This window comes from Corynebacterium sp. HMSC075D04 (assembly GCF_001815635.1).
Classification (GTDB): Bacteria; Actinomycetota; Actinomycetes; order Mycobacteriales; family Mycobacteriaceae; genus Corynebacterium; species Corynebacterium coyleae.
This window is the reverse complement of record NZ_KV821287.1, coordinates 93,080-114,666: the sequence shown is the minus strand read 5'-3', so window position 1 is coordinate 114,666 and position 21,587 is coordinate 93,080. Positions and strand designations below refer to the sequence as shown.

Annotated in this window: 19 protein-coding genes and 1 tRNA gene; 11 read left to right on the top strand and 9 right to left on the bottom strand. The window is 62.7% G+C overall.

Going from position 1 to position 21,587, the window contains the following annotated elements; genetic code table 11:
* Nucleotides 1-29 precede the first annotated feature (29 nt).
* Nucleotides 30-113, bottom strand: a tRNA-Leu gene (locus HMPREF3048_RS00720).
* Between the two features lie 166 nt (nt 114-279).
* Here HMPREF3048_RS00720 and HMPREF3048_RS00715 point away from each other — a divergent pair.
* The 9 genes from HMPREF3048_RS00715 to HMPREF3048_RS00675 all read left to right on the top strand — a co-directional run bounded on the left by HMPREF3048_RS00715 (nt 280) and on the right by HMPREF3048_RS00675 (nt 11,261).
* Nucleotides 280-1,173 carry a DUF3662 and FHA domain-containing protein gene (locus HMPREF3048_RS00715; protein ID WP_070421957.1) on the top strand — a complete coding sequence of 298 codons (894 nt, stop codon included), beginning with the start codon at nt 280-282 and terminating at the stop codon, nt 1,171-1,173.
* Nucleotides 1,174-1,191: 18 nt separating this feature from the next.
* Nucleotides 1,192-1,641: an FHA domain-containing protein FhaB/FipA gene (locus HMPREF3048_RS00710; protein WP_070421956.1), complete on the top strand. Its 450-nt coding sequence runs from the start codon at nt 1,192-1,194 to the stop codon at nt 1,639-1,641.
* Nucleotides 1,638-3,008, top strand: coding sequence for a PP2C family protein-serine/threonine phosphatase (locus HMPREF3048_RS00705; RefSeq protein WP_070449918.1), 1,371 nt, complete (start codon nt 1,638-1,640; stop codon nt 3,006-3,008). The genes HMPREF3048_RS00710 and HMPREF3048_RS00705 overlap by 4 nt, the downstream gene beginning before the upstream one ends.
* Entirely contained in the window at nt 3,005-4,348 is a 1,344-nt protein-coding gene (locus HMPREF3048_RS00700; RefSeq protein WP_070770948.1) for an FtsW/RodA/SpoVE family cell cycle protein, read from the top strand. The genes HMPREF3048_RS00705 and HMPREF3048_RS00700 overlap by 4 nt, the downstream gene beginning before the upstream one ends.
* The gene (locus tag HMPREF3048_RS00695) at nt 4,345-5,799 is read left to right on the top strand and encodes a penicillin-binding transpeptidase domain-containing protein (protein WP_070421953.1); all 1,455 of its coding nucleotides are present in this window, start codon (nt 4,345-4,347) and stop codon (nt 5,797-5,799) included. The genes HMPREF3048_RS00700 and HMPREF3048_RS00695 overlap by 4 nt, the downstream gene beginning before the upstream one ends.
* On the top strand, nt 5,800-7,296 hold the full coding sequence (locus tag HMPREF3048_RS00690; RefSeq protein ID WP_070770947.1) for a serine/threonine-protein kinase: 1,497 nt from the start codon (nt 5,800-5,802) through the stop codon (nt 7,294-7,296).
* On the top strand, nt 7,297-9,375 hold the full coding sequence (pknB, locus tag HMPREF3048_RS00685; protein WP_070770946.1) for a Stk1 family PASTA domain-containing Ser/Thr kinase: 2,079 nt from the start codon (nt 7,297-7,299) through the stop codon (nt 9,373-9,375).
* A 24-nt stretch (nt 9,376-9,399) separates the two neighbouring features.
* Nucleotides 9,400-9,675, top strand: coding sequence for a cell division protein CrgA (crgA, locus tag HMPREF3048_RS00680; protein ID WP_070483365.1), 276 nt, complete (start codon nt 9,400-9,402; stop codon nt 9,673-9,675).
* Between the two features lie 194 nt (nt 9,676-9,869).
* Nucleotides 9,870-11,261, top strand: coding sequence for a hypothetical protein (locus tag HMPREF3048_RS00675; RefSeq protein ID WP_070770945.1), 1,392 nt, complete (start codon nt 9,870-9,872; stop codon nt 11,259-11,261).
* Nucleotides 11,262-11,318: 57 nt separating this feature from the next.
* On the opposite strand, the gene HMPREF3048_RS00670 is transcribed toward HMPREF3048_RS00675, so the two are convergent.
* The 5 genes from HMPREF3048_RS00670 to HMPREF3048_RS00650 all read right to left on the bottom strand — a co-directional run bounded on the left by HMPREF3048_RS00670 (nt 11,319) and on the right by HMPREF3048_RS00650 (nt 15,424).
* On the bottom strand, nt 11,319-12,884 hold the full coding sequence (locus tag HMPREF3048_RS00670; RefSeq protein WP_070770944.1) for a catalase: 1,566 nt from the start codon (nt 12,882-12,884) through the stop codon (nt 11,319-11,321).
* A 101-nt stretch (nt 12,885-12,985) separates the two neighbouring features.
* Nucleotides 12,986-13,702, bottom strand: a complete 717-nt coding sequence (locus tag HMPREF3048_RS00665; protein ID WP_070770943.1) for a hypothetical protein — start codon at nt 13,700-13,702, stop codon at nt 12,986-12,988.
* Nucleotides 13,703-13,704: 2 nt separating this feature from the next.
* Nucleotides 13,705-13,911: a hypothetical protein gene (locus HMPREF3048_RS00660; RefSeq protein ID WP_070421946.1), complete on the bottom strand. Its 207-nt coding sequence runs from the start codon at nt 13,909-13,911 to the stop codon at nt 13,705-13,707.
* 252 nt (nt 13,912-14,163) lie between these two features.
* On the bottom strand, nt 14,164-14,838 hold the full coding sequence (locus tag HMPREF3048_RS00655; RefSeq protein ID WP_141758811.1) for a rhomboid family intramembrane serine protease: 675 nt from the start codon (nt 14,836-14,838) through the stop codon (nt 14,164-14,166).
* A gap of 64 nt (nt 14,839-14,902) precedes the next feature.
* Nucleotides 14,903-15,424 (bottom strand): peptidylprolyl isomerase, encoded by a 522-nt coding sequence (locus tag HMPREF3048_RS00650; protein WP_070421945.1) that lies wholly within the window; start codon nt 15,422-15,424, stop codon nt 14,903-14,905.
* Nucleotides 15,425-15,713: 289 nt separating this feature from the next.
* Between HMPREF3048_RS00650 and HMPREF3048_RS00645 the strand changes: the two genes are divergently transcribed.
* A complete protein-coding gene (locus HMPREF3048_RS00645) occupies nt 15,714-16,676 on the top strand; it encodes an endonuclease domain-containing protein (protein WP_070568176.1) in 963 nt (320 codons plus the stop codon).
* A 156-nt stretch (nt 16,677-16,832) separates the two neighbouring features.
* On the opposite strand, the gene metE is transcribed toward HMPREF3048_RS00645, so the two are convergent.
* Nucleotides 16,833-19,082, bottom strand: a complete 2,250-nt coding sequence (gene metE / locus HMPREF3048_RS00640; protein ID WP_070770942.1) for a 5-methyltetrahydropteroyltriglutamate--homocysteine S-methyltransferase — start codon at nt 19,080-19,082, stop codon at nt 16,833-16,835.
* 14 nt (nt 19,083-19,096) lie between these two features.
* Complete coding sequence (locus HMPREF3048_RS00635) at nt 19,097-20,035, bottom strand: methylenetetrahydrofolate reductase (RefSeq protein ID WP_070568182.1); 939 nt, start codon at nt 20,033-20,035, stop codon at nt 19,097-19,099.
* Nucleotides 20,036-20,318: 283 nt separating this feature from the next.
* Here HMPREF3048_RS00635 and HMPREF3048_RS00630 point away from each other — a divergent pair, with 283 nt between their 5' ends.
* The gene (locus HMPREF3048_RS00630) at nt 20,319-20,951 is read left to right on the top strand and encodes a hypothetical protein (protein ID WP_070770941.1); all 633 of its coding nucleotides are present in this window, start codon (nt 20,319-20,321) and stop codon (nt 20,949-20,951) included.
* Between the two features lie 39 nt (nt 20,952-20,990).
* On the opposite strand, the gene HMPREF3048_RS00625 is transcribed toward HMPREF3048_RS00630, so the two are convergent.
* Nucleotides 20,991-21,554, bottom strand: coding sequence for a TetR/AcrR family transcriptional regulator (locus tag HMPREF3048_RS00625; protein WP_070449881.1), 564 nt, complete (start codon nt 21,552-21,554; stop codon nt 20,991-20,993).
* Between the last annotated feature and the right edge of the window lie 33 nt (nt 21,555-21,587).

Here is a 21,587-nt window from a genome sequence, read left to right as displayed (position 1 = left end):
TAGGAACGATGTCTCGAGACAACACATTGTGCCCGGGGGGGGACTTGAACCCCCACGTTCTTGCGAACACTGGCACCTGAAGCCAGCGCGTCTGCCAATTCCGCCACCCGGGCGGGCGACTTGATAAATATAGAACGACCCGCGTGAAAAGTACAAACCGCCAGTCCACACCAGGTTTTAGACACGCGCGCCGCGTTTTCGGATAGGTCGTGTCGGGGTGGGCACCTATACTGTCCGAGTTACTTAAATTCGCATGTGAAGAAAGGAGGTGCGTGGGAAGTGGCGGTAATGGACAAGCTGGCAAAGCTCGATAGTTCTCTGCAGCGTGGCTTGGATAACTCTATGGCTGCGCTGTTTGGCGGCAAGGTTGTGCCGGAGGAGATTGAGGTGCTGGTCAAGCAGGAGGCACAGGATTCGCTGGTGGTCACGGATCGGGACGAGTATGTCGCTCCGAATGTGTACGCAGTGGGTGTGTCTTCGAAGGACTTGGAAAACTTGTCTAGGAATCGTGATCTTCCTGCGGACCTCGCCGATCAGCTCATGCGGTACGTGCGTAATAAGCAGTGGTTCTTGGATGGGCCGGTTGTTGTGCGTATCGCTGAGGAGTCGGGTTTGAGGACGGGTCAGCTCCGTGTGTCGTCGTATATCGACACGATGCCGGATGTGGTGAGTGGATTCGACGCCATTGTGGCGGAGCCGAAGAAGCGTGCTCGTGCCTTGAGCTCGGAGAGTAAGGAGGATGCAATGTCCGAACCGAATGCCGCCAATCCTGCAAACGGTGGCGAGTCGAATGGGCAGAATGCCACGGTGAGCCTGCTGCTGCAGGATGGCTCTTCGCGTACGTACTTGGTGCACGAGGGGTCCAACATTTTGGGCCGTTCGAATGATTCTGATTTCCGTCTGCCGGATACGGGTGTGTCGCGTCAGCACGCGGAGATCACCTGGGATGGCCAGGTTGCGGTGTTGGTGGATTTGCAGTCCACGAACGGCACGACGGTCAATGATGAGCCGGTGGATAACTGGATGCTGGCGGATGGCGACGTGATTACGCTGGGCCATTCCAACATCGAGGTTCGTATTGTTGGCGGCCAGGATGAGGTGCCGATGAATGCGAATGAGCCGGACTTCACGGATTCGGTGTCGCACCCGAGTACTGAATATTTCCAGCCGTAAAGCACCGGAAGGTTTGAGATGGATTCCACAATTATCCTCAGCGCGCGTTTTGGTTTGTTGGCGCTGTTGTGGGTCTTCATCCTGCTGGTGATGTGGACGCAGCGTAAGGATGTTGTCTCGGCGGGTGGGGCGGTTCGTCGCCAAGCGGTGGCTTCTTCGCCTGCGCCGAGGGAAAAGGCGCGGACTCTTGCGGTTGTTGCGGGTCCGTTGCAAGGCTCTCACATGGAGATTGCCAGCTTGGAGGAGTTCACTGTTGGTAGGGCTGGTGACAATGACTTCCAGCTGGGTGACGATTATGCGTCGTCACGCCATGCGCGCCTGTTCCGGCGTGGCAGTGACTGGTTTGTGGAGGACTTGGATTCGCGCAACGGCACCTTTGTCAATGGGGTGCGAATTGATCAGCCTGAGCGGGTGACCGTGGGTATGGATATGAAGATGGGACGCACGATTGTGAGGCTAATGCCGTGAAGCTCGCGCTAGATTTCGTCGCCGCGTCCGATCGCGGCTTGGTCAGGACTAATAACGAGGATTCGGCGTATGCGGGTCCGCACTTGTTGGTGCTTGCGGATGGCATGGGCGGCCACGCTGCTGGTGAGGTTGCTTCCCAGTTGATGGTGGAGCACATGGAGCACCTCGACCGCGACCCGAAAGATGCCGACATGTTGGCGTTGTTGGGTGCGGCGGCAGAGGACGCGAATGCGTCCATCGCGGAGTCTGTGGGGACTCACCCGGAGCAGGCTGGCATGGGTACGACGCTGACGGCGTTGATGTTCAATGGCCAGCAGTTCGGTCTGATTCACGTGGGTGATTCGCGAGGCTATTTGCTGCGCGACGGAAAACTTACGCAGCTCACGGTGGATGACACGTTTGTGCAGTCGCTTGTCGACGAAGGCAAGCTCGCCGCCGAGGACGTGTCCAGCCACCCGCAGAAATCCCTGATTCTCAAGGCGTACACGGGCCGCGAGGTCGAGCCCCACCTGGAGCTCGTAGAGGTCAAGCCGGGCGACCGCGTGTTGTTGTGCTCCGACGGGTTGTCGGATCCGGTCACGCGCGAGACGATCGAGATCGCGCTCGGCGACGGCACGCCTGAGATGGCAGCGCAGCGCCTGATTGAGTTGGCGTTGCGTTCCGGTGGTCCGGACAACGTCACCGTAGTGGTGGCCGAGGTCGTCGAGGTTGACGACGACGCGGACGTCCCCGAAACACCCGCCGCAGTGAAGGCCGGCGCGTTGGTGCCGGCTGTGGAACAGACACACCCAGATTCCTCCGCGAGCCGGGCCGCGGCGCTGCTGCGCAAGTCGGAGACGATCACCCCGGACCACAACCGGGCGAAGACGCAGGAGTCGGATTCCGCCGACTCCGACGAGGAGTCCCACTCAGCAACCGCGAAGGCTAAGCAGCCGAGCTCGGTGTGGCCGTGGGTCGTCGCCACGCTTGTGCTGCTGTTGGCGCTGGTTGTTGGCGGTGCGGTGTGGTCGAAGTCCCGCATTGTGGACGAGTACGCGCTGACAGTAAACGACGACAGGCAGTTCGTCGTGGAGCACACCTCGCGCAGCAACCCATTCGCCGCAGAGAAGGTCGAGCGCATCCAGCACGCCTGCCTGGGCAAGGACGGCGATCTGCGTGTGATTTCGGCGAACTCGACGCCGGAGGACTGCCACCTGTTTAGCGTCGATGACCTGCCGCAGGAAGAGCGCGAAGCAATTGTCGACGAGGGCTTCACCGGCACGTACGACGAAGTGCTTGGCCGGTTGAAGGACTTGGCGGATGATGCCTTGCCGGGTTGTGTGGATAAGCAAAAGCCCGAGGACAACAAGTGCCGGGAGGTTCAATGAGCAGGCTGACTGCACGTAGCCGCGAACTGCTGCTGCTCCTGTTCGCCACCGGCCTGCTGCTGCTCATGCTGTTCGGGCTGGAGACCAGCCAGGGGCACACCCTGTCCACCGAAATGCTGTACCTCGTGGGCGGGTTCATCGGCGTGTACGCGATCGCGCACCTGTCGCTGGCGTTTCTTGCGCCACACGCGGATCAGGTATTGCTGCCGATGGTGGCGCTGCTCAATGCGATCGGACTAGTGGTGATTTACCGGCTTGACCTCGCCGAACGCCCTGGATACGGGCCTTTGGCAGAGCGGCAGATGATGTGGTCGCTTGTCGGCGTGGGGCTGATGGTGCTCACCCTGCTCGTCGTGCGCGAGCACCAAGCGCTGTCGCGGTACTCGTACCTGCTAGGCCTGGTTGGCCTAATTTTCCTGGCGCTGCCACTGGTGTGGCCGCAGCCGGAAGGCCACGCGGATGCCCGCATCTGGCTGTGGCTTGGTCCGTTTTCTATCCAGCCGGGTGAGTTTTCCAAGATCCTGCTGCTGATCTTCTTCGCTCAACTGTTGGCGCAGAAACGCGCCCTGTTTACGGTGGCGGGTCGCAGGTTCCTGGGGTTGACGTTCCCGCGTGTGCGCGACCTCGCGCCGATTCTGATGGTGTGGGCGATTGCCATTTTGATCATGGCGGCATCCAACGACTTCGGTCCGGCGCTGCTCCTGTTCGCCACCGTGCTGGGCATGGTGTACTTCGCCACCGACCGCATCTCCTGGCTGGCCATCGGCCTGGCCCTCGTGGCCGTCGGTGGCTACGCGGTGTACCAGGTGAGCGGGAAGATTCAGGAGCGCGTGGCCAACTTCATCGACCCGTTCGCAGACTTTGAAGGCATTGGCAACCAGCCCGCCAACGCCCTGATCGGCCTGAGCTGGGGCGGTATGACCGGCACCGGTTTGGGCTACGGCCACCCAGAACTCGTGCCGGTGGCGCACTCCGATTACATCCTCGCCGCGATCGGCGAAGAGCTCGGCCTGGTCGGTATCGCTGCCGTGCTGTGTCTGTTCGCCATCTTCATCACCCGCGGATTCCGCACGGCGATGCAGGTGCGCGACTCCTACGGCAAACTGCTGGCTGCGGGCCTTGCGCTGACGACTGCGATCCAGATCTTCGTCGTCGCCGGTGGCGTGTCTTCCATGATGCCGATGACAGGCCTGACCACGCCGTTTATGTCTGCCGGTGGTTCGTCGGTGATGGCGAACTACATCCTGCTCGGCCTGCTGCTGCGCATCTCTAGCAGCGCGAACCGCCCGGCGGAGTACGACGAAAGCACACAGCGACGCCAGGTGGTGGGTGCCCGATGAACAAGTCGATCCGTTACGGCGCCGTCGTCTCCCTGCTGCTGATTACCGCGCTGCTTGTGAACTTCACCATCATCCAAACCATGCGTGAAGACGAATATGCCCAGGACCCGCGCAATTCCCGCACGGTGATGGAGCTCAAGCAGATCAACCGCGGCAACATCAAGGCCGGAGATCTGACGCTTGCAGAGTCGTTCAAGAACGAACAGACCGGCTACTTCCAGCGCACCTACCCGAACATGCCGTGGTCCTTCGCCCCGGTGGTCGGCTACGTGTCCGACCAGTACGGCACCGCCCAGCTTGAGGCGGGGCTCAATGGGGAGCTCACGGGTGAGGGTGGGTCGTCGTCACGCTTCCTGCGCACCGGGCTCGAGGATTCGAAGAAGGGCGACGATGTCGAGTTAACCATCGACCCGAACCTGCAGGCGCTCGCATTCGACCAGCTTGCGCAGCCTGGTTACAATGGTGCTGTGGTGGCGCTGCGGCCGTCGACGGGCGAGGTGCTCGCTATGGCTTCGACGCCGAGCTACGACCCCAACGAGATCGCCAACCCTGCTACTGCCGGCGACACGTGGGCGCGCGTGAACAACGACCCGGGCCGCCCGCTGCTCAACCACGCAACGCAGGAGCAGCTGCCTCCGGGATCGATCTTCAAGATCATCACGACTGCCGCTGGCCTGCGCAACGGTTACACGCCAGAGTCGCCGCTGACCGGCGACACGCAAATCATCCTGCCGGGCACGGACAACATCCCGCTGACCAACGACGGCGGCCAGCCCTGCGCCGGCGGCGGGCAGGTGCCGCTGCGCACCGCGTTCGCCCTGTCCTGCAACACCGCGTTCGTGCAGATGGGCCTCGCCATGGGCCCGGATGCGCTGCGCGACGCCGCCGCCCGCTTCGGCGTGGGCGAGCGCTACAACCTGGGCCTGCCGAATGCCGCCGGCTCGCTGGGCGATCTGCCCGGCGGCGCCGAGCTGGCGCAGTCCACCATCGGTCAGCGCGACGTGACCATGACCGCGCTGCAGGCGGCGATGATGTCTGCGACCATCGCAAATAAGGGCAAGCGCATGGAACCGCACGTGGTGCGGCAAGTGCGCAACGCCGACGGCAAGGTCCTGCACGAAACCGAGCCGGTGGAACTCAACGAGGCCGTAACGGAAGAGGAAGCCGCGACGATCACGGACTTGATGTTCGCGTCCGAGCGGTGGACCTTCGGCTACGACGGCAACGGATTCGCCTCCAAGACCGGCACGGCCGAGCACGCCGAAGGCGCCGCCCCGCACGTGTGGTACGTCGCCTTCGACCCGGCCAAGGACGTCGCCGTTGCCGTGGTGGTGAAAAACGGTGGCAACATGGGCGAGGCAGCCTACGGCGGCCAAGTCGCCGGGCCGATCGGACGCGCCGTGCTGCGCGCAGCACCCGCCGCCCCCGCACCCGTGGAAGGAGCACAGTAGATGAACACCGAAAACCGCGAGGACCTGCAACAGCTCGTCGGCGACGGCTACCAGCTGCAGTGGATCATCGGCCACGGCGGCATGTCCACCGTGTGGCTGGCAGACGACCTGGCCAACGAGCGCGAGGTGGCCATCAAGGTGCTGCGCCCGGAGTTTTCCTCCAACGAGGAATTCCTCACCCGCTTCCGCAACGAGGCCCAGTCCGCCCAGGGCATCAACTCCGACAACGTGGTGGCCACCTACGACTACCGCGAGGTGGAGACCGAGGGCGGGTTCACCGTCTGCTTCATCATCATGGAGTACATCCGCGGCGAGTCGCTGGCGGACCTCATCGCCCGCGAGGGCCAGTTGGATGAGGCGGTCGCGCTTGACGTCCTCGAGCAGGCCGCGCACGGTTTGGCGGTGATTCACCGCATGGGTCTGGTGCACCGCGACATTAAGCCGGGCAACCTGATGATCACCCAGAACGGGCAGATCAAGATCACGGACTTCGGCATTGCCAAGGCGGCGGCCGCAGTGCCGCTGACGCGTACCGGCATGGTGGTGGGCACCGCCCAATACGTCTCCCCGGAGCAGGCCCAGGGCATGAAGGTGACCTCTGCCTCCGACGTGTATTCGCTGGGTGTGGTGGGCTACGAGATGCTCTCCGGCAAGCGCCCGTTCACCGGCGATTCTTCGGTGTCGGTCGCACTCGCCCACGTCTCCGCCGAGCCGCCTGCGCTGCCGATTTCGGTGTCTGCCCCGGCGCGCGAACTCATCGAGATCGCCCTGCGCAAGACCCCCGGTCAGCGCTTCCGCGACGGCAACGAGTTCCAGCTCGCCATCGCCCAGGTCCGCCAGGGCCTGAGGCCTGCCCAACCTGGTGGGAACACGCAGGTGGTGGCCATGGAGCCGTCCGCCACCGCGTCGACTCAGATGTTGGCCAACGTTGCCAGCGAACGCACTGCCCGTCCCGCCGGCGCGTACCCGCCGTCCGCAGCTCGCGCAGTTGCTTCTCGACGACCCGCCGACCCGGCACCACAACCCACCCCGGCTGCGCCGGCGCCGCAGAAGAAATCGGCGGCTGGTCCGGTCGTCGCTACGCTGCTCGGGCTCGCGCTTGTCGGTGTGATCGCAGCTTGGGCGTACACCGCAGGCGTGTTCGACCGTTTCACCGGCGGCTCCACCCCGACCACGACTCCGACCGTGGCCACCCAAACCGCAGTGGAGGAAGAGGAGCCCGAGACGGATACCGTGGCTACCACCACGCACCACGAGCGCACCACGGTCACCGAGACGCACGCGCCCGGCACCGTGAGCTTCGTCGAGCCACCTGAGCAACACGAACCTGCACCGGACGACGAGGCACCCGAAACAACCGCGCCGACCTCGGCAGAGCAAGCCCCCACGTCGGCACCGGCAACCAGCGTGGCACCAGCCCCGACGCAGGAGACGAATGCGCCGGCGCCTGGGATAGAATTGCCAGACCTTGAAAACTTGTTCGGAGGTGGCAGGTAAATGCTGATCGCGGACCGATATGAACTCGGCAACATCATCGGCACCGGCGGCATGTCAGACGTATATGCCGCCACTGACGTCGCGCTTGGGCGTGACGTCGCCGTGAAGATGCTGAAGATCGACATGGCGCGCGACGAGAGCTTCCGCGAGCGCTTCCGCCGCGAAGCCCAAAACTCGGCGCGGCTGAACCACGAGAACATCGTGGCGGTCTACGACACCGGGTCGGTGGAAACCTCCGGTGTGGACGTGCCCTACATCGTCATGGAGCGCGTCAACGGCATGAACCTGCGCGACATCGTGCGCAACGAAGGTCCGCTTACGCCCGAGCGTGCGGCGAAGCTGCTGCTGCCGGTCACCCGCGCGCTGCAGGCCAGCCACGACGCTGGCATCATCCACCGCGACATCAAACCCGCCAACATCATGGTCACCAACACCGGCTCGGTGAAGGTGATGGACTTCGGCATCGCCCGCGCGTTGGACGATTCCACCTCCGCCATGACGCAAACCTCCGCGGTGATCGGCACCGCGCAGTACCTCTCCCCCGAGCAGGCCCGTGGCAAACCTGCCGACGCACGCAGCGACATCTACGCGCTCGGCTGTGTCATGTACGAAACCGTCACCGGTGTGCCGCCCTTTGAGGGCGAATCTCCCTTCGCCGTCGCCTACCAGCACGTGCAGGAAGACCCGGTGCCGCCGTCCGAGCGGATCCCGAACCCGCTGACGGACAACGAGGCCGTCAACGTGGATTCCGTCATCCTCACCGCGATGGCAAAACACCCGGCGGACCGCTACCAGACCGCCACCGAAATGGGCGAAGACTTGCAGCTCCTTGAGCACGGCAACGTCACCACCGCTGCGCGTAATCACCTGTCCGCCGCCGAGCACGACGCGGGTGCGCATGCTGTGGACAACACGGTTGTGGTTGGGGATGCGGTCAGTGGGCCGGCTCCGCGTCGCAGAGAAGCAATGGCTCCAGAGGCCGCACAGCACACCCGCTACGCCGACCACCGCGCCGCCAACGAGAAGACCTCCTCGAACACGCTGAAGTGGATCGCGGCGCTGCTGAGCCTGGTGCTCGTCGGCGCAGTGTCGTGGTTTGCCTACGACTACTTCTCCGAAGGCAACAAGCCTGCCATCACGCAGGAAAAGATGGTGCAGATCCCCGATCTGACCGGCAAGCCGCGCAACGAAGCCGTCCAGGAGCTCGAGCGCCTCGGCTTCCAGGTCTCCGTCATGGACGAGCCGAGCCCGGACATCAAACGCGGCGACGTCATCGCAACCAATCCGGCAGCAGGCTCCGAACTGAAGCAGGGCACGGTGGTGAAACTGACCGTCTCCTCCGGCAAGGAGATGACGGACGTGCCGGACGTGACCAACCTGACCACGGACGAAGCGATCGAGGAGCTGGAGAAGGCGGGCCTCGAGCTCAACCCGAACGTGCGCCGCGAATCCAGCGACAACATCGAAGAAGGCATCATCCTGGGCCAGCAACCCGCTGGCGGTACCCAGATTGCCAAGGGCTCGCGCATCGCGATCACCGTCTCCTCCGGCCCCGACATGGTCCAGGTGCCGTCTCTGGTGGGGCTGAACGTGGAGCAAGCCACCGCGACCCTGTCGTCGCTGCAACTGCGCGCCACTGTGACCAAGGTGGACTCCGAGCGTCCCGAGGGTGAAGTGCTCGCCGTCGCCGGTGAAAACACCGACGTGCCCACCGGCACCACCATTGAGCTGCGCATTTCCAACGGCATGCTGATGAAGATGCCGAAGATCACGCACCTCGAGCCGTCGGACGCTGAGCGCGTGCTGCGCGACGCCGGCTGGAGCGGCCGCATGGTCGCCGGGCCCACCGTGCCCACCGGCGCGCTTGTCGACGCCGGGCAGATCGGCCACCAAGAAATCCCCGCCGGCGACCTGATCCGCAAAGACCAGGCCATCAACTACAACCTGTGGAAGTTCGACGCCGGCGCCTTGCTGCCGCAAAATAACGCAGCTGCAGGTGAGGCTGATACAGTTTCACCCCAGAACGCTGTAAACGCGGCAAACGCGGTACGCAACATGGAACGCAGGCTCGGCCTGTAACCCCAGAAAGCAACGGAGACAACGATGCCTAAAGCGAAAGTAACCAAGGACCCGGTCCGCCCGGTCAGCAGCACCTCCACCGGCGTGTCCCGTACCCCTGTCAAGGTCAACACCGGTGGCACCCCAGTGTGGTACAAGGTCATCATGTTCGGCCTCATGATCCTCGGTCTGGCGTGGCTGATCCTGTACTACCTCGCCGGTGACCAAATTCAGTTCCTCGCCGAACTCGGCCCGTGGAACTACGCCATCGGCTTTACCGGCATGATCATCGGTCTGCTGATGACCATGGGTTGGCGCTAAACCGGTTTTCCCTGTTCAAACGGGGCGTCGCGGAGTGTTTCCGCGGCGCCCCGTTTGTTTCGTTTACCCCCGGATTCGGTGAATTCTACAACAGTTTTCTGCACAAACCTGTGCACTCGATTATCACTTTATCAGTGAGAGTTAAATCTCACCTCAACGTTTTCAAAGGAAAAGTCACCGAGAAAGGACCGCCCGTGCGCGCAATCCGTTCCGCCGTTGCAGCACTCGCAGCCGTCGCCATCGCCGGCTCCGCAGTCACCGCAACCGCTCAAACCCTTGAAGAGTCCTATCCGGAGACTCCGGCAACCAACGATGCTCTGCCGATCATCCACACCTACCGTGGTTCTGACCACCTGAAGGCCAACGTCCTCAACCCACGTCCGGTCTGCAACTCCACCGAGGACTACCGCACCGTCGTGTACAAGGTGAAGGACAGCTTCCTGCCGGTGGGCACCATCTCCACCACCAACCTGTCCGACAAGGCCATCCCGCTGTCCCAGGATCTGTCCCGTACCCAGTCCATCTCCGCGTCCGTCAACGGTTCTAAGACCGAGACGATCACGCTCGGTGGCTCTGGCTCCAAGGACGGCCTGCAGGGCAACATCGGCTACTCCCTGGCCAAGTCCCTCGGCTGGGACGTCTCCGGCTCCCTGAGCTGGTCCGTCGGTCAGCAGATCGGCCCGTACGAGGTGCCGGCAGGCAACACCGGCGAGGCCACCTACGGCTTCCGCACCGTCACCATGACCGGTACCCAGCAGCGCTGCCGCCCGAACGGCACCTGGGCCACCCCAACCGCCTGGATCGCCAATATGCCGGTCAAGAACGAGGTGCGTGTCAAGAACTACGCCACCCCGGCCGGCTCCTGGGCACCGAACAAGGGCGCACAGGTGACCACCCCGGTGGACAACCCGAACCCGGCGTACAACGAGGACGTCAAGAAGATCGAGACCGGCGCGAACCTCGATGACGTTGACAAGGTTGAGGACGACAAGGCAGCAGACGTCACCAACAACGACATCACCGACGAGGGCACCAACATCATCGACGAGGTCGAAGAGACCAACACCGGTGAGGTTGAAGAGGTCGTCGATACGGAAGAGGGCGCTGTGCGCGAGCTCGACCTGCAGCCGCACTTCACCACGTCCACCTGGAAGGCTTCCGGCTTCGCAGGCTCCGTCGCACTGCGTGTGAAGAACGTCGGCGACAAGCGCTACTGGGGCGAGTTCCCGGCCGTGACCTTCCGCGTTGAGGTCGGCACCTTCGCCGGCCCGGAGGGCGTCGACCGTCTGATCACCACCACCCGCTACAACGGCTCCCACGTCCGTGACCTTGGCTACGACTTCGACCGCAACGTCCGCGTCTTCGAGGTCACCCTGTCCAACCCGGTCAACGCTGGCGACGACATGCTGCTCGCCGGCTTCTCCTTCGGCGACGGCAACACCAAGGAAGGCCGTCTCCACAACACCCTGACCGTCACCCAGACCGGCCGCCTCGCAGGCGACACCTCCCTGTACAACGACCAGAAGGTGTCCTCCCTCGACGCAACCACCTCTGACTTCGGTCGCCAGGTCCGCGGTACCTTCTAAAACCGCGAAGCTGAAAACGCCCGTTGAGTCTGTTGACTCAACGGGCTTTATCTTGCGCTAGTTGTTCTGTGCCGCGCGCTTCTTCGCCAGCGACTCACGAACCCTGGTCTCAAGGTCAGCGTCGACCTTGCCCCAGTACTCGTAGACGCGCTCCTCGACGTCCTTGTTCTTAATAGCCATCATCTTGTTGGTGATGTTGTGGACGAAGCGCTCCTTCTCACCGTCGTCGAACACGTCGCGGTAGAGCGTGCCGGCCTGGCCGAAGTCGTCGTCCTCCGCATGCTTGACGTATGCGGCACGCACAAGGTCAGTACCCTCCGGATCCGGGTTGACGTAGAGGTTCTCCGCCTGGCCGTAATCGGTGAAGTTGGAGGAGGAATCCTCGCCGTTGTCCAGGTAGCCGGCACCCTTGTCCGTGCGGTTCGGCGAGTAGTTCGGCTCGTTCTCCTCGTTGAAGAAGTACGCCATGGAACCACGCTCAGCGTAGGTGTTCACCTCGTTGATCGGGCGGTTGACCGGCAGGTCCTTGTAGTTCGTACCGATGCGGTAACGCTGCTGGTCCGAGTAAGCGAACACGCGCGCCTGCAGCATGCGGTCCGGCGACAGACCCACACCCGGCACCAGGTTGGCCGGATCAAGCGCAAGCTGCTCGATCTGCGCGTGGAAGTTCTTCGGGTTGCGGTTCAGCACAAAGTAACCGACCGGGATCAGCGGGTAATCCTTCTGCGACCACGTCTTGGTCAGGTCGAAGGGGTTAAAGCGGTAATCCTTCGCCTCCTCGAACGGCATGATCTGCACCTTGACGTCCCAGATCGGGTAGTCGCCCTCTGCAATCGCGTTGAACAGGTCCGCACGCTGGAAATCCGGATCGGTACCGGCCTTCTCCGTGGCCTCCTCGTCGGTGAAGCACTCCCAACCCTGACGAGTCTTGAAGTGGTACTTCACCCACACTGGCGTGCCTTCCTCGTTGATCCACTGGAAGGTGTGGGAGCCGAAACCATCCTGGTGGCGCGACGTCTTCGGGGTGCCGCGGTCGCCCAGGAGGTAGGTCACCTGGTGTGCGGACTCCGGGGTGCGGGTCCAGAAGTCCCACTGTATCTCGTCGTCACGCAAGCCCGAGTTCGGCTGACGCTTCTGCGAGTGAATAAAATCCGGGAACTTCATGCCGTCGCGCAGGAAGAACGTCGGGGTGTTGTTGCCCACGATGTCGTAGTTGCCGTCCTCGGTGTAAAAACGCAGCGCGAAACCATGCACGTCACGCCAGGTATCCGGCGAGCCAGCCTCACCCGCGACCGTGGAAAAACGCGCCGCCATCGGCGTGACGGTGCCGGGCTGGAACAGCTTCGCCTTCGTATACTGCGACACATCCTCCGTGATGTGCAGCTCGCCAAACGCGCCATGACCCTTCGCGTGCGGAATCCGCTCCGGGACGTTCTCCCTGTTGAAGTGGGCTAACTTCTCGATCAGGTGGACGTCGTTAAGCACATTCGCCCCCTGACGACCCTGCGTCACCGAAATATTCTCCGACGCAACCGGCTGACCACTCAACTCAGTGGTACGACCCTTGCCCGCAGGACGCTCGCCCTTAGCGACGATCTCCTCCGCCTTACTCTTCTCAGCCATGCTCACTCCTCAGTTCGCTGTTGTTGTCGTGTACCCCGCCCAGCGTAGGTACTTCCGTACGAACGGGTTGGCGAAACATTCGTATGCAGCGTCGACGGTGGCTACCAAGTACGTTTTCTACGCTTCTCCACGTCGCCACCAGAAGGCGGCTCCACGTTGTAGCCGAGGTCTCGAAGCGCCTCCGCTGCCTCCGCAGGATGATCCCGAACCGCAGCGCGGAGCTGCTTGTCCAGCCACCCCTCTCGCGACTGCAGCAATTTGCTCTCCCACCCAGGTTTTCCTCGGAAGCCACATTCGCGGATAACGAAATACAGGAAGTCCTCCAAGGAAGGACGGAAACGTCTCCCCCCTACGGGAAAATGCAGGGCTTGCAGATCACCTCTGCGTTTGTCCTTCGCCTTTGTCCCCTCGAAGTTCGCCATAAGGGCAACACTTAACAACCCGGAGATCCCCGAAGAGTGAATGTGCGCCGTGGGGGCAGAGGTATATCCGCGTTCATACTCGAATCTGATACCAGGTGAAGTGCGGACGCGGATCTCGAACTTGCTTCGATCGACGGCCAAATACTGTTCGCCTGAACCGATCGCGAGCTCATATTCGATAAAAACCTGATAGATCGCACTGTAATCAGATTTCGAAACCCCCTGGTCAGACTGTCCAGATCCGTAAACAAGTGGCAGTTGAAAACTACCGACAACGCGATCTTCATCCGTATTGGATTCGGCGTTGTACCGAACGTCGCGAATGGACGCGACTGGCAATACATCAAGCGCCAAGTCGAGTGCCTGCTGCAGGAACTCTACAGCCTCTTTCTCCACGCTTAACGCTCCCCGAGAAGTGACTCCACCCTGCGCAACTCGTCGTAGATGTCTCGCTGCTCGTAGGTGAACCCGCCTGACCAGGCAAGCTCCTTCAGCACGTCATCAGATGGCAACGCCATCCCCAACGATTCAGTTAACTTCGCGCGCAAACCGCGTTGGCGTGCTCGCAGCTCTGCATTGGTAAAGCGGCGCACTTTCAGCTTCATGAGAATCACCTTCTTTCTTTTGGCTCTGATCCTAGCCAACAGCAGCGACACTGCTCTCCAGCTATTCGAACACAACTATCCACACCTGTGGATAACTCTGTGCACAACTCCACAGGCACCGTGGATGTGCTGGGGATTATTCGAAAACACCAGGTAATTTCGGCGTGTCGTTTTCGCTGTTCGACGTGTCGTTCGAGAAAACACACGCGTGTAGTTCTCCACATTGTGGATAACGCTTGTGGATAACTCCGGTTAGTACACAGGGATCGTCGACGGCACCGTGAGCAGCCACACCACCGGCACCGCAGCCACCAACGCCGACCACGCCGCCACCCACCGCGTGCGCACATTCGGCGAGGTCAGCCACCACCCCATCACCGCACCCGCGACCAGACCCCCGAGATGCCCCCACAACGACACCGTCGGCGACATCAGCGAATACACCACGTTCACCGCCACCAGGGTGAGTGGGGCGCGCAGGTCGGTTGATCGTCGATAAGCAACTGCGATGAGCACCGCCATCAGCATGTACAACGCCCCCGACGCACCCGCCGTCGGCGTTGTGAAATTAAACGCAAGCACGCTAATCGACGACCACAGCACCCCGGCCACATACGCCACCGCAAACGGACCCGACCCCACAAAGCGCTCCACCTCCGCGCCAATGAACACCAACATGAACATGTTCAACGCAAGATGCGTAATGTCCAGGTGCAGAAAACCCGCGCTCAACGTGCGCAAATAGCCCCAGTCGTACACCAACGGGCCAAACAGAATCATCTGCTCCCCCACCGGCGAATCCCAAATCACGTCCATCACACTTCTCGACTGCACCGCCGTCACCACAAACACCAACGTGCACAACGCAGCAATGACAGAGGTGGCCGGCGCATTCTTCAACGTGTTCTTCATGGCATTGGGGAACATGGCCTTCAGCGTACTTTGGGCACGAAAAAGCCCCCGCCAACTGGCGAGGGCTGATCGAGGCGTGTTACTTGACCTCGACCGAGTTGATCACAACATCCTCAACCGGACGGTCCATGCGACCGGTCTGAACGTTCGCGATCTCGTCGACAACCTTCTTCGACGCCTCATCCGTGACCTCGCCGAAAATGGTGTGGCGGTTGTTCAACCACGGGGTAGCGTCCACGGTGATGAAGAACTGGGAACCGTTCGTACCTGGGCCCGCATTCGCCATAGCCAGCAGATACGGACGATCAAACTGCAGCTCCGGATGGAACTCATCCGCGAACTGGAAACCCGGGCCGCCCGTGCCGGTGCCGGTCGGGTCGCCGCCCTGGATCATGAAACCCGGGATGATGCGGTGGAAAATCGCACCGTCGTAGAACGGGCCCTCGGTCGTACCCTGGGCGTTCTTCGTGGCGTACTCCTGCTCGCCCGTCGCCAGGCCAGTGATTACCTCAACCGTCTTCGGCGCGTGGTTGCCAAACAGGTCAATCACGATATCGCCGTGGTTCGTGTGCAACGTCATCGTTTGTGTCTTCTGAGTCATGCCGACCAGACTACGCGGAATCGTCCGAGGGCGTTCGCCGGGTCGGCGGTTGGGCGTGCCGGGCTGTCTTGGTGTCCTGGGCTGTCCTGGGCTGTCCTGGGCTGTCCTGGGCGGTCCAGGACTTTGATCGCAAACCCAGCGAACCAGTCCCAGCGAATCGTCGAAAATTGCCGATTCGCTGGGACTGGTTCGCTGGAAACTCGATCGGAGGCCTCGGCTAGCACGTTGCTCTTGTGCATCGGCTCCCCAGCGGATACTTTTAATCCAGCATCATAAACCGGGGGGTCATATGGTTGGGGAAAAGTTGACGCAATTGCTCGTCGGCCAGGCGGTCGCCGAGGCGGAAGCATGCGTAAAAGTTGCATCGCGTCGATACGTGCGCCTCGAAGCGTGGAACGCGCTGCGGCCGTACGAGCGCGAGTACTTACGCTGCTACGCAGCAGGTTCATCGGCCCATCGCTCGGTGTTGGTGAGTCGCTCGGCCGCCCGCCTACTGAACATGTGGACCATCCCGGACGGCAAGGAAGTCATCGAGCTCGCACAAACGCACGGTACGCCACCATCCACGAAAGACTGGCCCGACGGTCTGCGTTACCGTCACATGCGGATCCCTGAATCGGACGTCTACTGCATCCACCGGACCGACTGCATCGGTGCGGACCGAAAAATACAGGTGACAAGCCCAGAGCGCACCGCGATCGACATCGCGCGGTTTCACGGCGTGCGTCAGGGCGCGGTCGCGATGGACTGGCTTCTAAGCTTCGGCACCCTCCAAGAAAAGCGGAGACGATGGGAGACCATCCAAGCGAAAATTGCCCGTCTCAAGGGAAAACGAGGGATTGCGAACGCACGGCGGGCACTCGAACTTGCGTCTCCTTGGTCAGAGTCACCGTACGAGACCCTCCTGCGTGTGATCCTCCACGAAAACGGTATTGAGGTGGAGATGCAACTGTGGATCGGACCAGATTTCCGAGTCGACCTGATCTGGGGAAACCTCGTTATTGAGATCGATGGCCTCGATAAGTTCGAGAACAAGCCTCACGATGCCGTCCTCTCTCAACTCAAGCGCGAAACTTGGATTCGTGAGCAGGGATACGAGGTCATCCGATTTTTCACACGGGAGATACTCCGGAATCCGGAGGAATGCGTCCGCCGGATACGGGAGGCGAAAGCACGGGCAGACAAGCGCGGTGAGCCGCAAGTCGCCGCGACCCAGCAACGTCCAAGGCAACGCCAATCCCGATTCCCGTAAAGCGCGCCGCGCCGCACCCCTGAAACGAAGAAACCAGCGAACTACACCCAGCGAATCGCACATTTTGGGCGGTTCGCTACAACTAGTTCGCTGGAAACTCCACAGCGGGGGCGCGGGGCTGGCGCGCGGGAGGAGGAGGGGCCAGAACCCCAGAACCTACAGGCCGGCGACGACCTCGTCGCGGGCGGCGACCAGGTTACGCAGGGACGGGTCGACCTCGGCGTAGCCGCGGGTCTTCAGACCGCAGTCCGGGTTGACCCAGAGGCGCTCGGTCGGCACATTCTTGAGCGCGGCACGCAGCAGGCCCGCGATTTCCTCGGTGGACGGCACGCGCGGGGAGTGGATGTCCCACACGCCGGGGCCGATTTCGGAGTGGAAGGTCTCGTCGATGTCTTCCAGCAGTTCCATCTTGGAGCGGGCTGCCTCGATGGAGGTGACGTCGGCGTCGAGGCCGGCGACGGCGTCGATGATCTGGCCGAACTCCGAGTAGCAGAGGTGGGTGTGGATCTGGGTCGACGGCTTCGCGTTCAAGGACACGAGGCGGAAGGCGCGGACGGCCCAGTCGAGGTAGGAGGCGCGGTCGTCGGCACGAAGTGGCAGCAGTTCGCGCAGGGCCGGCTCGTCGATTTGGATGACGTTGATGCCGGCTTCTTCGAGGTCGGCGACTTCGTCGGCAAGGGCGACGCCGATCTGGTCAGCGGAGACCGAAAGCGGCACGTCGTCGCGCTTGAAGGACCAGGCCAGGATGGTCACCGGGCCGGTGAGCATGCCCTTGACCGGCTTGTCGGACAGGGACTGGGCGTACGCGGACCAGTCGACGGACAGGGCGTTGGGGCGGGAGACGTCGCCGACGACGATTGGCGGACGGGTGCAGCGGGAGCCGTAGGACTGGACCCAGCCGTTTTCCGTGACGACGAAGCCGTCGAGGAGTTCGGCGAAGTACTGGACCATGTCGTTGCGCTCGGCTTCGCCGTGGACGAGGACGTCGAGACCGATCTCTTCTTGCAGTTCGATGACCTGCTTGATTTCGGTCTTGAGGGCTTCCTTGTAGTCGGCGTCGGAAAGGGTGCCTTCGCGGTGGTCGGCGCGGGCCTTGCGGATTTCCTGGGTCTGCGGGAAGGAACCGATCGTGGTGATTGGCAGGGTGGGCAGCTTCAGTTCTTCGCGCTGGATCTTGATGCGCTCTTCGAAGGCCGGCTCGCGCTTGACTTCGCCCTCCGGCAGCTTTGCCACGCGGTCCACAACCGCCTGGTTGTGAATCGTCGTCGATTCTGCACGGGTGCGCACAGCACGGTCGGACTGGGCGAACGCCTCGGCTGCGGCCTCCGGGCCGGCGACAAGTGCCTGGATCTCGGCGAGCTTCTCGTCAGCAAACGACAGCCACGGTGCGACCTCGACCGGCAGGTTGCGCTCGGCCTTGAGGGTGTGCGGCACGTGCTGCAGCGAGGTGGAGGTGGAGATGGACACCGGGCGGCCGAGGGACTCGAGGACCTCGGTGCGTTCGCGCAGGTTGGCGGCCCAGACGTTGCGGCCGTCGATGATGCCGGCGACGAGGTGGGTGGTCTCCGGGATGGTGGTGCGGATGCGCTCCGGGTAGTCGGCGTCGGCGTCGAGGGTCCACGGGGCAAGGTCGACGTGGAGTGCTTCGACGCCGAGTTCGCCGAGGACCGGCAGGGCCTCGCGGGCGGAGCCGTACGGGGTGGTCAGGTACACGGAAGGGCGGTCCTCGCGGCCGAGCAGATCAGACCATGCCGAGCGCAGGTACTTGGCAATCTCGGCGTCCGGGGTGGACAGGTCGGCGACCACGGCCGGCTCGGCGATCTGGATCCACTCCACGCCGGCGTCCTTGAGGGCCTTAAATACCTCGGCGTAGGCGTCGACAAGCGCTGGCAGCAGCGACCACTCGGCAGGCTTGGACAGCGCAATGAGGGTGACCGGGCCAACGAGGAACGGGCGAACCTTGTGGCCGGCCTCGGCGGCTTCCTCGACGATGCGCAGGATGCGCTCCGGCACGGCCTTAATCTCCTGACCTGCCTCGATCTCCGGCACGAGGTAGTGGTAGTTGGTGTCGAACCACTTGGTCATCTCCAGCGGCACGCGGGTGGCGTTGCCGCGGGCGAGGGCGAACTCCTCGTCGAGGTCGGTGCCGCCCGGCACGAGGCCCACGGTCAGGGCGGTCTCGAGCACCTGGTCGTAGAGGGCGACGTCGGCGGGGATGGCGTAATCCTCGGTGAGGCCGAGGTCGCGCAGATGGTTGTAGTTGTTCACGCGGAGGGCGCGGGCGGTGGAGCGGAACGTGTCGGCGTCGATACGCCCTGCCCAGTAGCTCTCAAGCGCGTGCTTCAGCTCGCGGTTCGCGCCGATGCGCGGGTAACCCTCGATGGTTGCCTTGGGGAAGGTGGTCATGGTTTGTCCTTTATCTATTGGATGCCGATGCGGTCCAAGAAGTCCCGCGTGACGGCCAGGTTGTTGTGGGTGTACACGTGGAGTCCGCCGGTGCCGGCGTCCAAAATCTCCCGCGCAAGCTTGGCGGTGAGTTGCATGCCGGTTTCGTATTCGTCGTCAGCTTCGAGCAATTGCTTCTCGACGACCTCAGGCACCTCCAACCCCGACAACTCACCCATCCGGCGCACACGCTTCAGGGAAGTCATCGGCATAATCCCCGGAATCAACGGAATACGCACACCAGCCAGGCGTGCCACCTCGACAAAGTCCAGGTAATCCTGCGCCTCGAAGAAAAGCTGCGTAATCGCAAAATCGGCACCCAGGCGCTGCTTAGTCAGCAGCACATCCAGGTCATGGTCGAAATTTCGCGACTCCTCATGCCCCTTCGGGTAGCACGCAACCGACAGCGCGAGCTTGCCGGCGGCGAGGCGAAACGCCTCCTCTTCCTGCACCTCCTCAATGAGGTTGAGCAGGTCGGTGGCGTACTGCAGGTGGTGCTCCGGCATGCCCGTTTCGGGCAGGTCGCCGCGGAGTGCGAGGAAGCCGCGCACGCCGGCGTCGATAAGCGTGCGGATCCACTCGGTGAGCTCCTCGCGCGTACCCGCCGTGCAGGCAAGGTGAGCGATCGGACGCAGGTCGGTGGTTTCCGCGATTCGGGAGATCACCGCGGCAGTGCCTTCGAGCCACTCGCTGCGACGCGAGCTGGTCACGGAGACGTAATCCGGGTTGTAGGCGGCCAGGCCCGCAATGAGTTCGTCCATCTTGGCCACGCTGTCGGAGGGGCGCGGCGGAATGATCTCAAAACTCAACGCAGTGCGCTGGCGCTTCGGGCGGGGGCGGCGGATCACCGGAGCGCCCTCGCGGTCGATGGGTGCCGAGGCGGAAAGCCGGGTCGAAGGGGAGGCTTCGAACATGGCGGACCTTTCTCTCGGCTGGCTGTCATCGGGACTTGTTGCACCGTGGTTAAACGGTGACTTGAAACTTATGTTGCCCGTTTCCGCGCCACAATCAAGGTTGTCTATTTTGCTCGTTTACGCAGGTCATGCGGCTGGTTTTCGTGAATGTAAATACCGCACACTGAACCGCTTGGTTCATTTTTGCGTAACGCTTGGTACGGAGCCGTTCTGCGGGGGCTTCGCTACGCTAGACACCGAACCAATCGAACAAAACTTGAACCCGCTAAACAAAGGAGCCCACATGAACCTCAGGACCATCGGCATGGCCTACGCCCTCGCAAACCAAGGCCTGAAGTACTTCCGCGACCAAAACGACAAACGCGAGCGCGACATTTACCAGTCCCTCATCGACACGCTTAAAGACGGCGACCTCTCCGACCTCACCGACAAATTCGACCGCGACCAACTCCAGGAGCTCTACGGCGCCGCCCGCGCCGAAGCCGGCGAAATCACCCGCCAGGCCCACGAGCGCCTCGACCGCCGCCGCGCCGCCTTCGACGCCGACGCTCCCCTGCGCGCCGCCCAACTCGCCTTCCTTAAAGACCACGCCAAGGAGAAGAAGGACGAAGGCCGCAGCGTGCTCGGCACCATCGGCTCCGTGATCAAGTGGTCGACGCTCAGCGCCGTCGCCGCAGGTAGCGCATGGGCTGCGTGGGAGTTCTTCCTCAAGGAAAAAATCGCTGAACTTCGCGACGACTCCCCCGCCGACCTCGACCTCGTCTCGGTTGCCGAGGGCGGCGCTGGTCGTGCTGGCGGTGCTGGCGGTGGCGGGACCTCCACGCTGGTCTACTCCACCACTACCGAGGACGACCGCGAAGCACGTTCAGCCGACGATTCTGACGATTCCGCAGGCCGCCACCGCCTGGAGGACTAGCGCCACGTCCCTTCCGGGCCCGGCCCCGCCCCCGAACGCCTATACGTTCGCGCGCCAGCCGGCCATGAGGTGGCGGACGAGGCGATCGCGCACGTCGGGGAGCAGATCGGCCAGGGGTGAGGCAAGCGGTCGGGTGGCCACGATCAGTTCGGTGGCGAGCTGCAGCGCGGTTTGGCCGGGGGCGACGATGTTGTGGGGCACGGCTTCGTCGATAAGCAATTGCACGTTGTGCATGAAGGTCTCGCGGCGTTCGACGATGATGCGGGGGCCGTCAGCGGAGGGTTCGGCGGCAAGGGCGGTGGCGAGCATGCCGACGCCGGAGTCGACGATGGCCCAGACGAAGCGTTCAAAGCTGCCTTGGGGGTCGTTGTCGAAGTCGGCGAGGGTGCCGTTGAGGAGGGTTTGGAGGTTGTCGATGTAGACGACGGCGCAGGCGTCGTAAAGCGATGCGCGTGAGGGGAAGTGGCGGTAGAGGGTGGCGATGCCTACTCCGGCGTCGGCGGCGATGCCTTCGAGTGTGATTTCGGAGCTGGGGCGGGTTTGGATCTGTTGGAGTGTGGCCGTGATGATTTGGTCGCGTTTTTTGCGGGCGTCTGCACGCATGGCACTCCCCACTCTGGGTTTGACAGTGATTGA

Excerpts from the sequence above, each read along its gene's own strand:
- HMPREF3048_RS00710 (WP_070421956.1), top strand. The coding sequence starts at position 1,192 with ATGGATTCCACAATTATCCTCAGCGCGCGTTTTGGTTTGTTGGCGCTG.
- HMPREF3048_RS00700 (WP_070770948.1), top strand. The coding sequence starts at position 3,005 with ATGAGCAGGCTGACTGCACGTAGCCGCGAACTGCTGCTGCTCCTGTTC.
- HMPREF3048_RS00695 (WP_070421953.1), top strand. The coding sequence starts at position 4,345 with ATGAACAAGTCGATCCGTTACGGCGCCGTCGTCTCCCTGCTGCTGATT.
- HMPREF3048_RS00690 (WP_070770947.1), top strand. The coding sequence starts at position 5,800 with ATGAACACCGAAAACCGCGAGGACCTGCAACAGCTCGTCGGCGACGGC.
- pknB (WP_070770946.1), top strand. The coding sequence starts at position 7,297 with ATGCTGATCGCGGACCGATATGAACTCGGCAACATCATCGGCACCGGC.
- crgA (WP_070483365.1), top strand. The coding sequence starts at position 9,400 with ATGCCTAAAGCGAAAGTAACCAAGGACCCGGTCCGCCCGGTCAGCAGC.
- HMPREF3048_RS00670 (WP_070770944.1), bottom strand. The coding sequence starts at position 12,884 with ATGGCTGAGAAGAGTAAGGCGGAGGAGATCGTCGCTAAGGGCGAGCGT.
- HMPREF3048_RS00660 (WP_070421946.1), bottom strand. The coding sequence starts at position 13,911 with ATGAAGCTGAAAGTGCGCCGCTTTACCAATGCAGAGCTGCGAGCACGC.
- HMPREF3048_RS00655 (WP_141758811.1), bottom strand. The coding sequence starts at position 14,838 with ATGTTCCCCAATGCCATGAAGAACACGTTGAAGAATGCGCCGGCCACC.
- HMPREF3048_RS00650 (WP_070421945.1), bottom strand. The coding sequence starts at position 15,424 with ATGACTCAGAAGACACAAACGATGACGTTGCACACGAACCACGGCGAT.
- HMPREF3048_RS00645 (WP_070568176.1), top strand. The coding sequence starts at position 15,714 with ATGGTTGGGGAAAAGTTGACGCAATTGCTCGTCGGCCAGGCGGTCGCC.
- metE (WP_070770942.1), bottom strand. The coding sequence starts at position 19,082 with ATGACCACCTTCCCCAAGGCAACCATCGAGGGTTACCCGCGCATCGGC.
- HMPREF3048_RS00635 (WP_070568182.1), bottom strand. The coding sequence starts at position 20,035 with ATGTTCGAAGCCTCCCCTTCGACCCGGCTTTCCGCCTCGGCACCCATC.
- HMPREF3048_RS00630 (WP_070770941.1), top strand. The coding sequence starts at position 20,319 with ATGAACCTCAGGACCATCGGCATGGCCTACGCCCTCGCAAACCAAGGC.
- HMPREF3048_RS00625 (WP_070449881.1), bottom strand. The coding sequence starts at position 21,554 with ATGCGTGCAGACGCCCGCAAAAAACGCGACCAAATCATCACGGCCACA.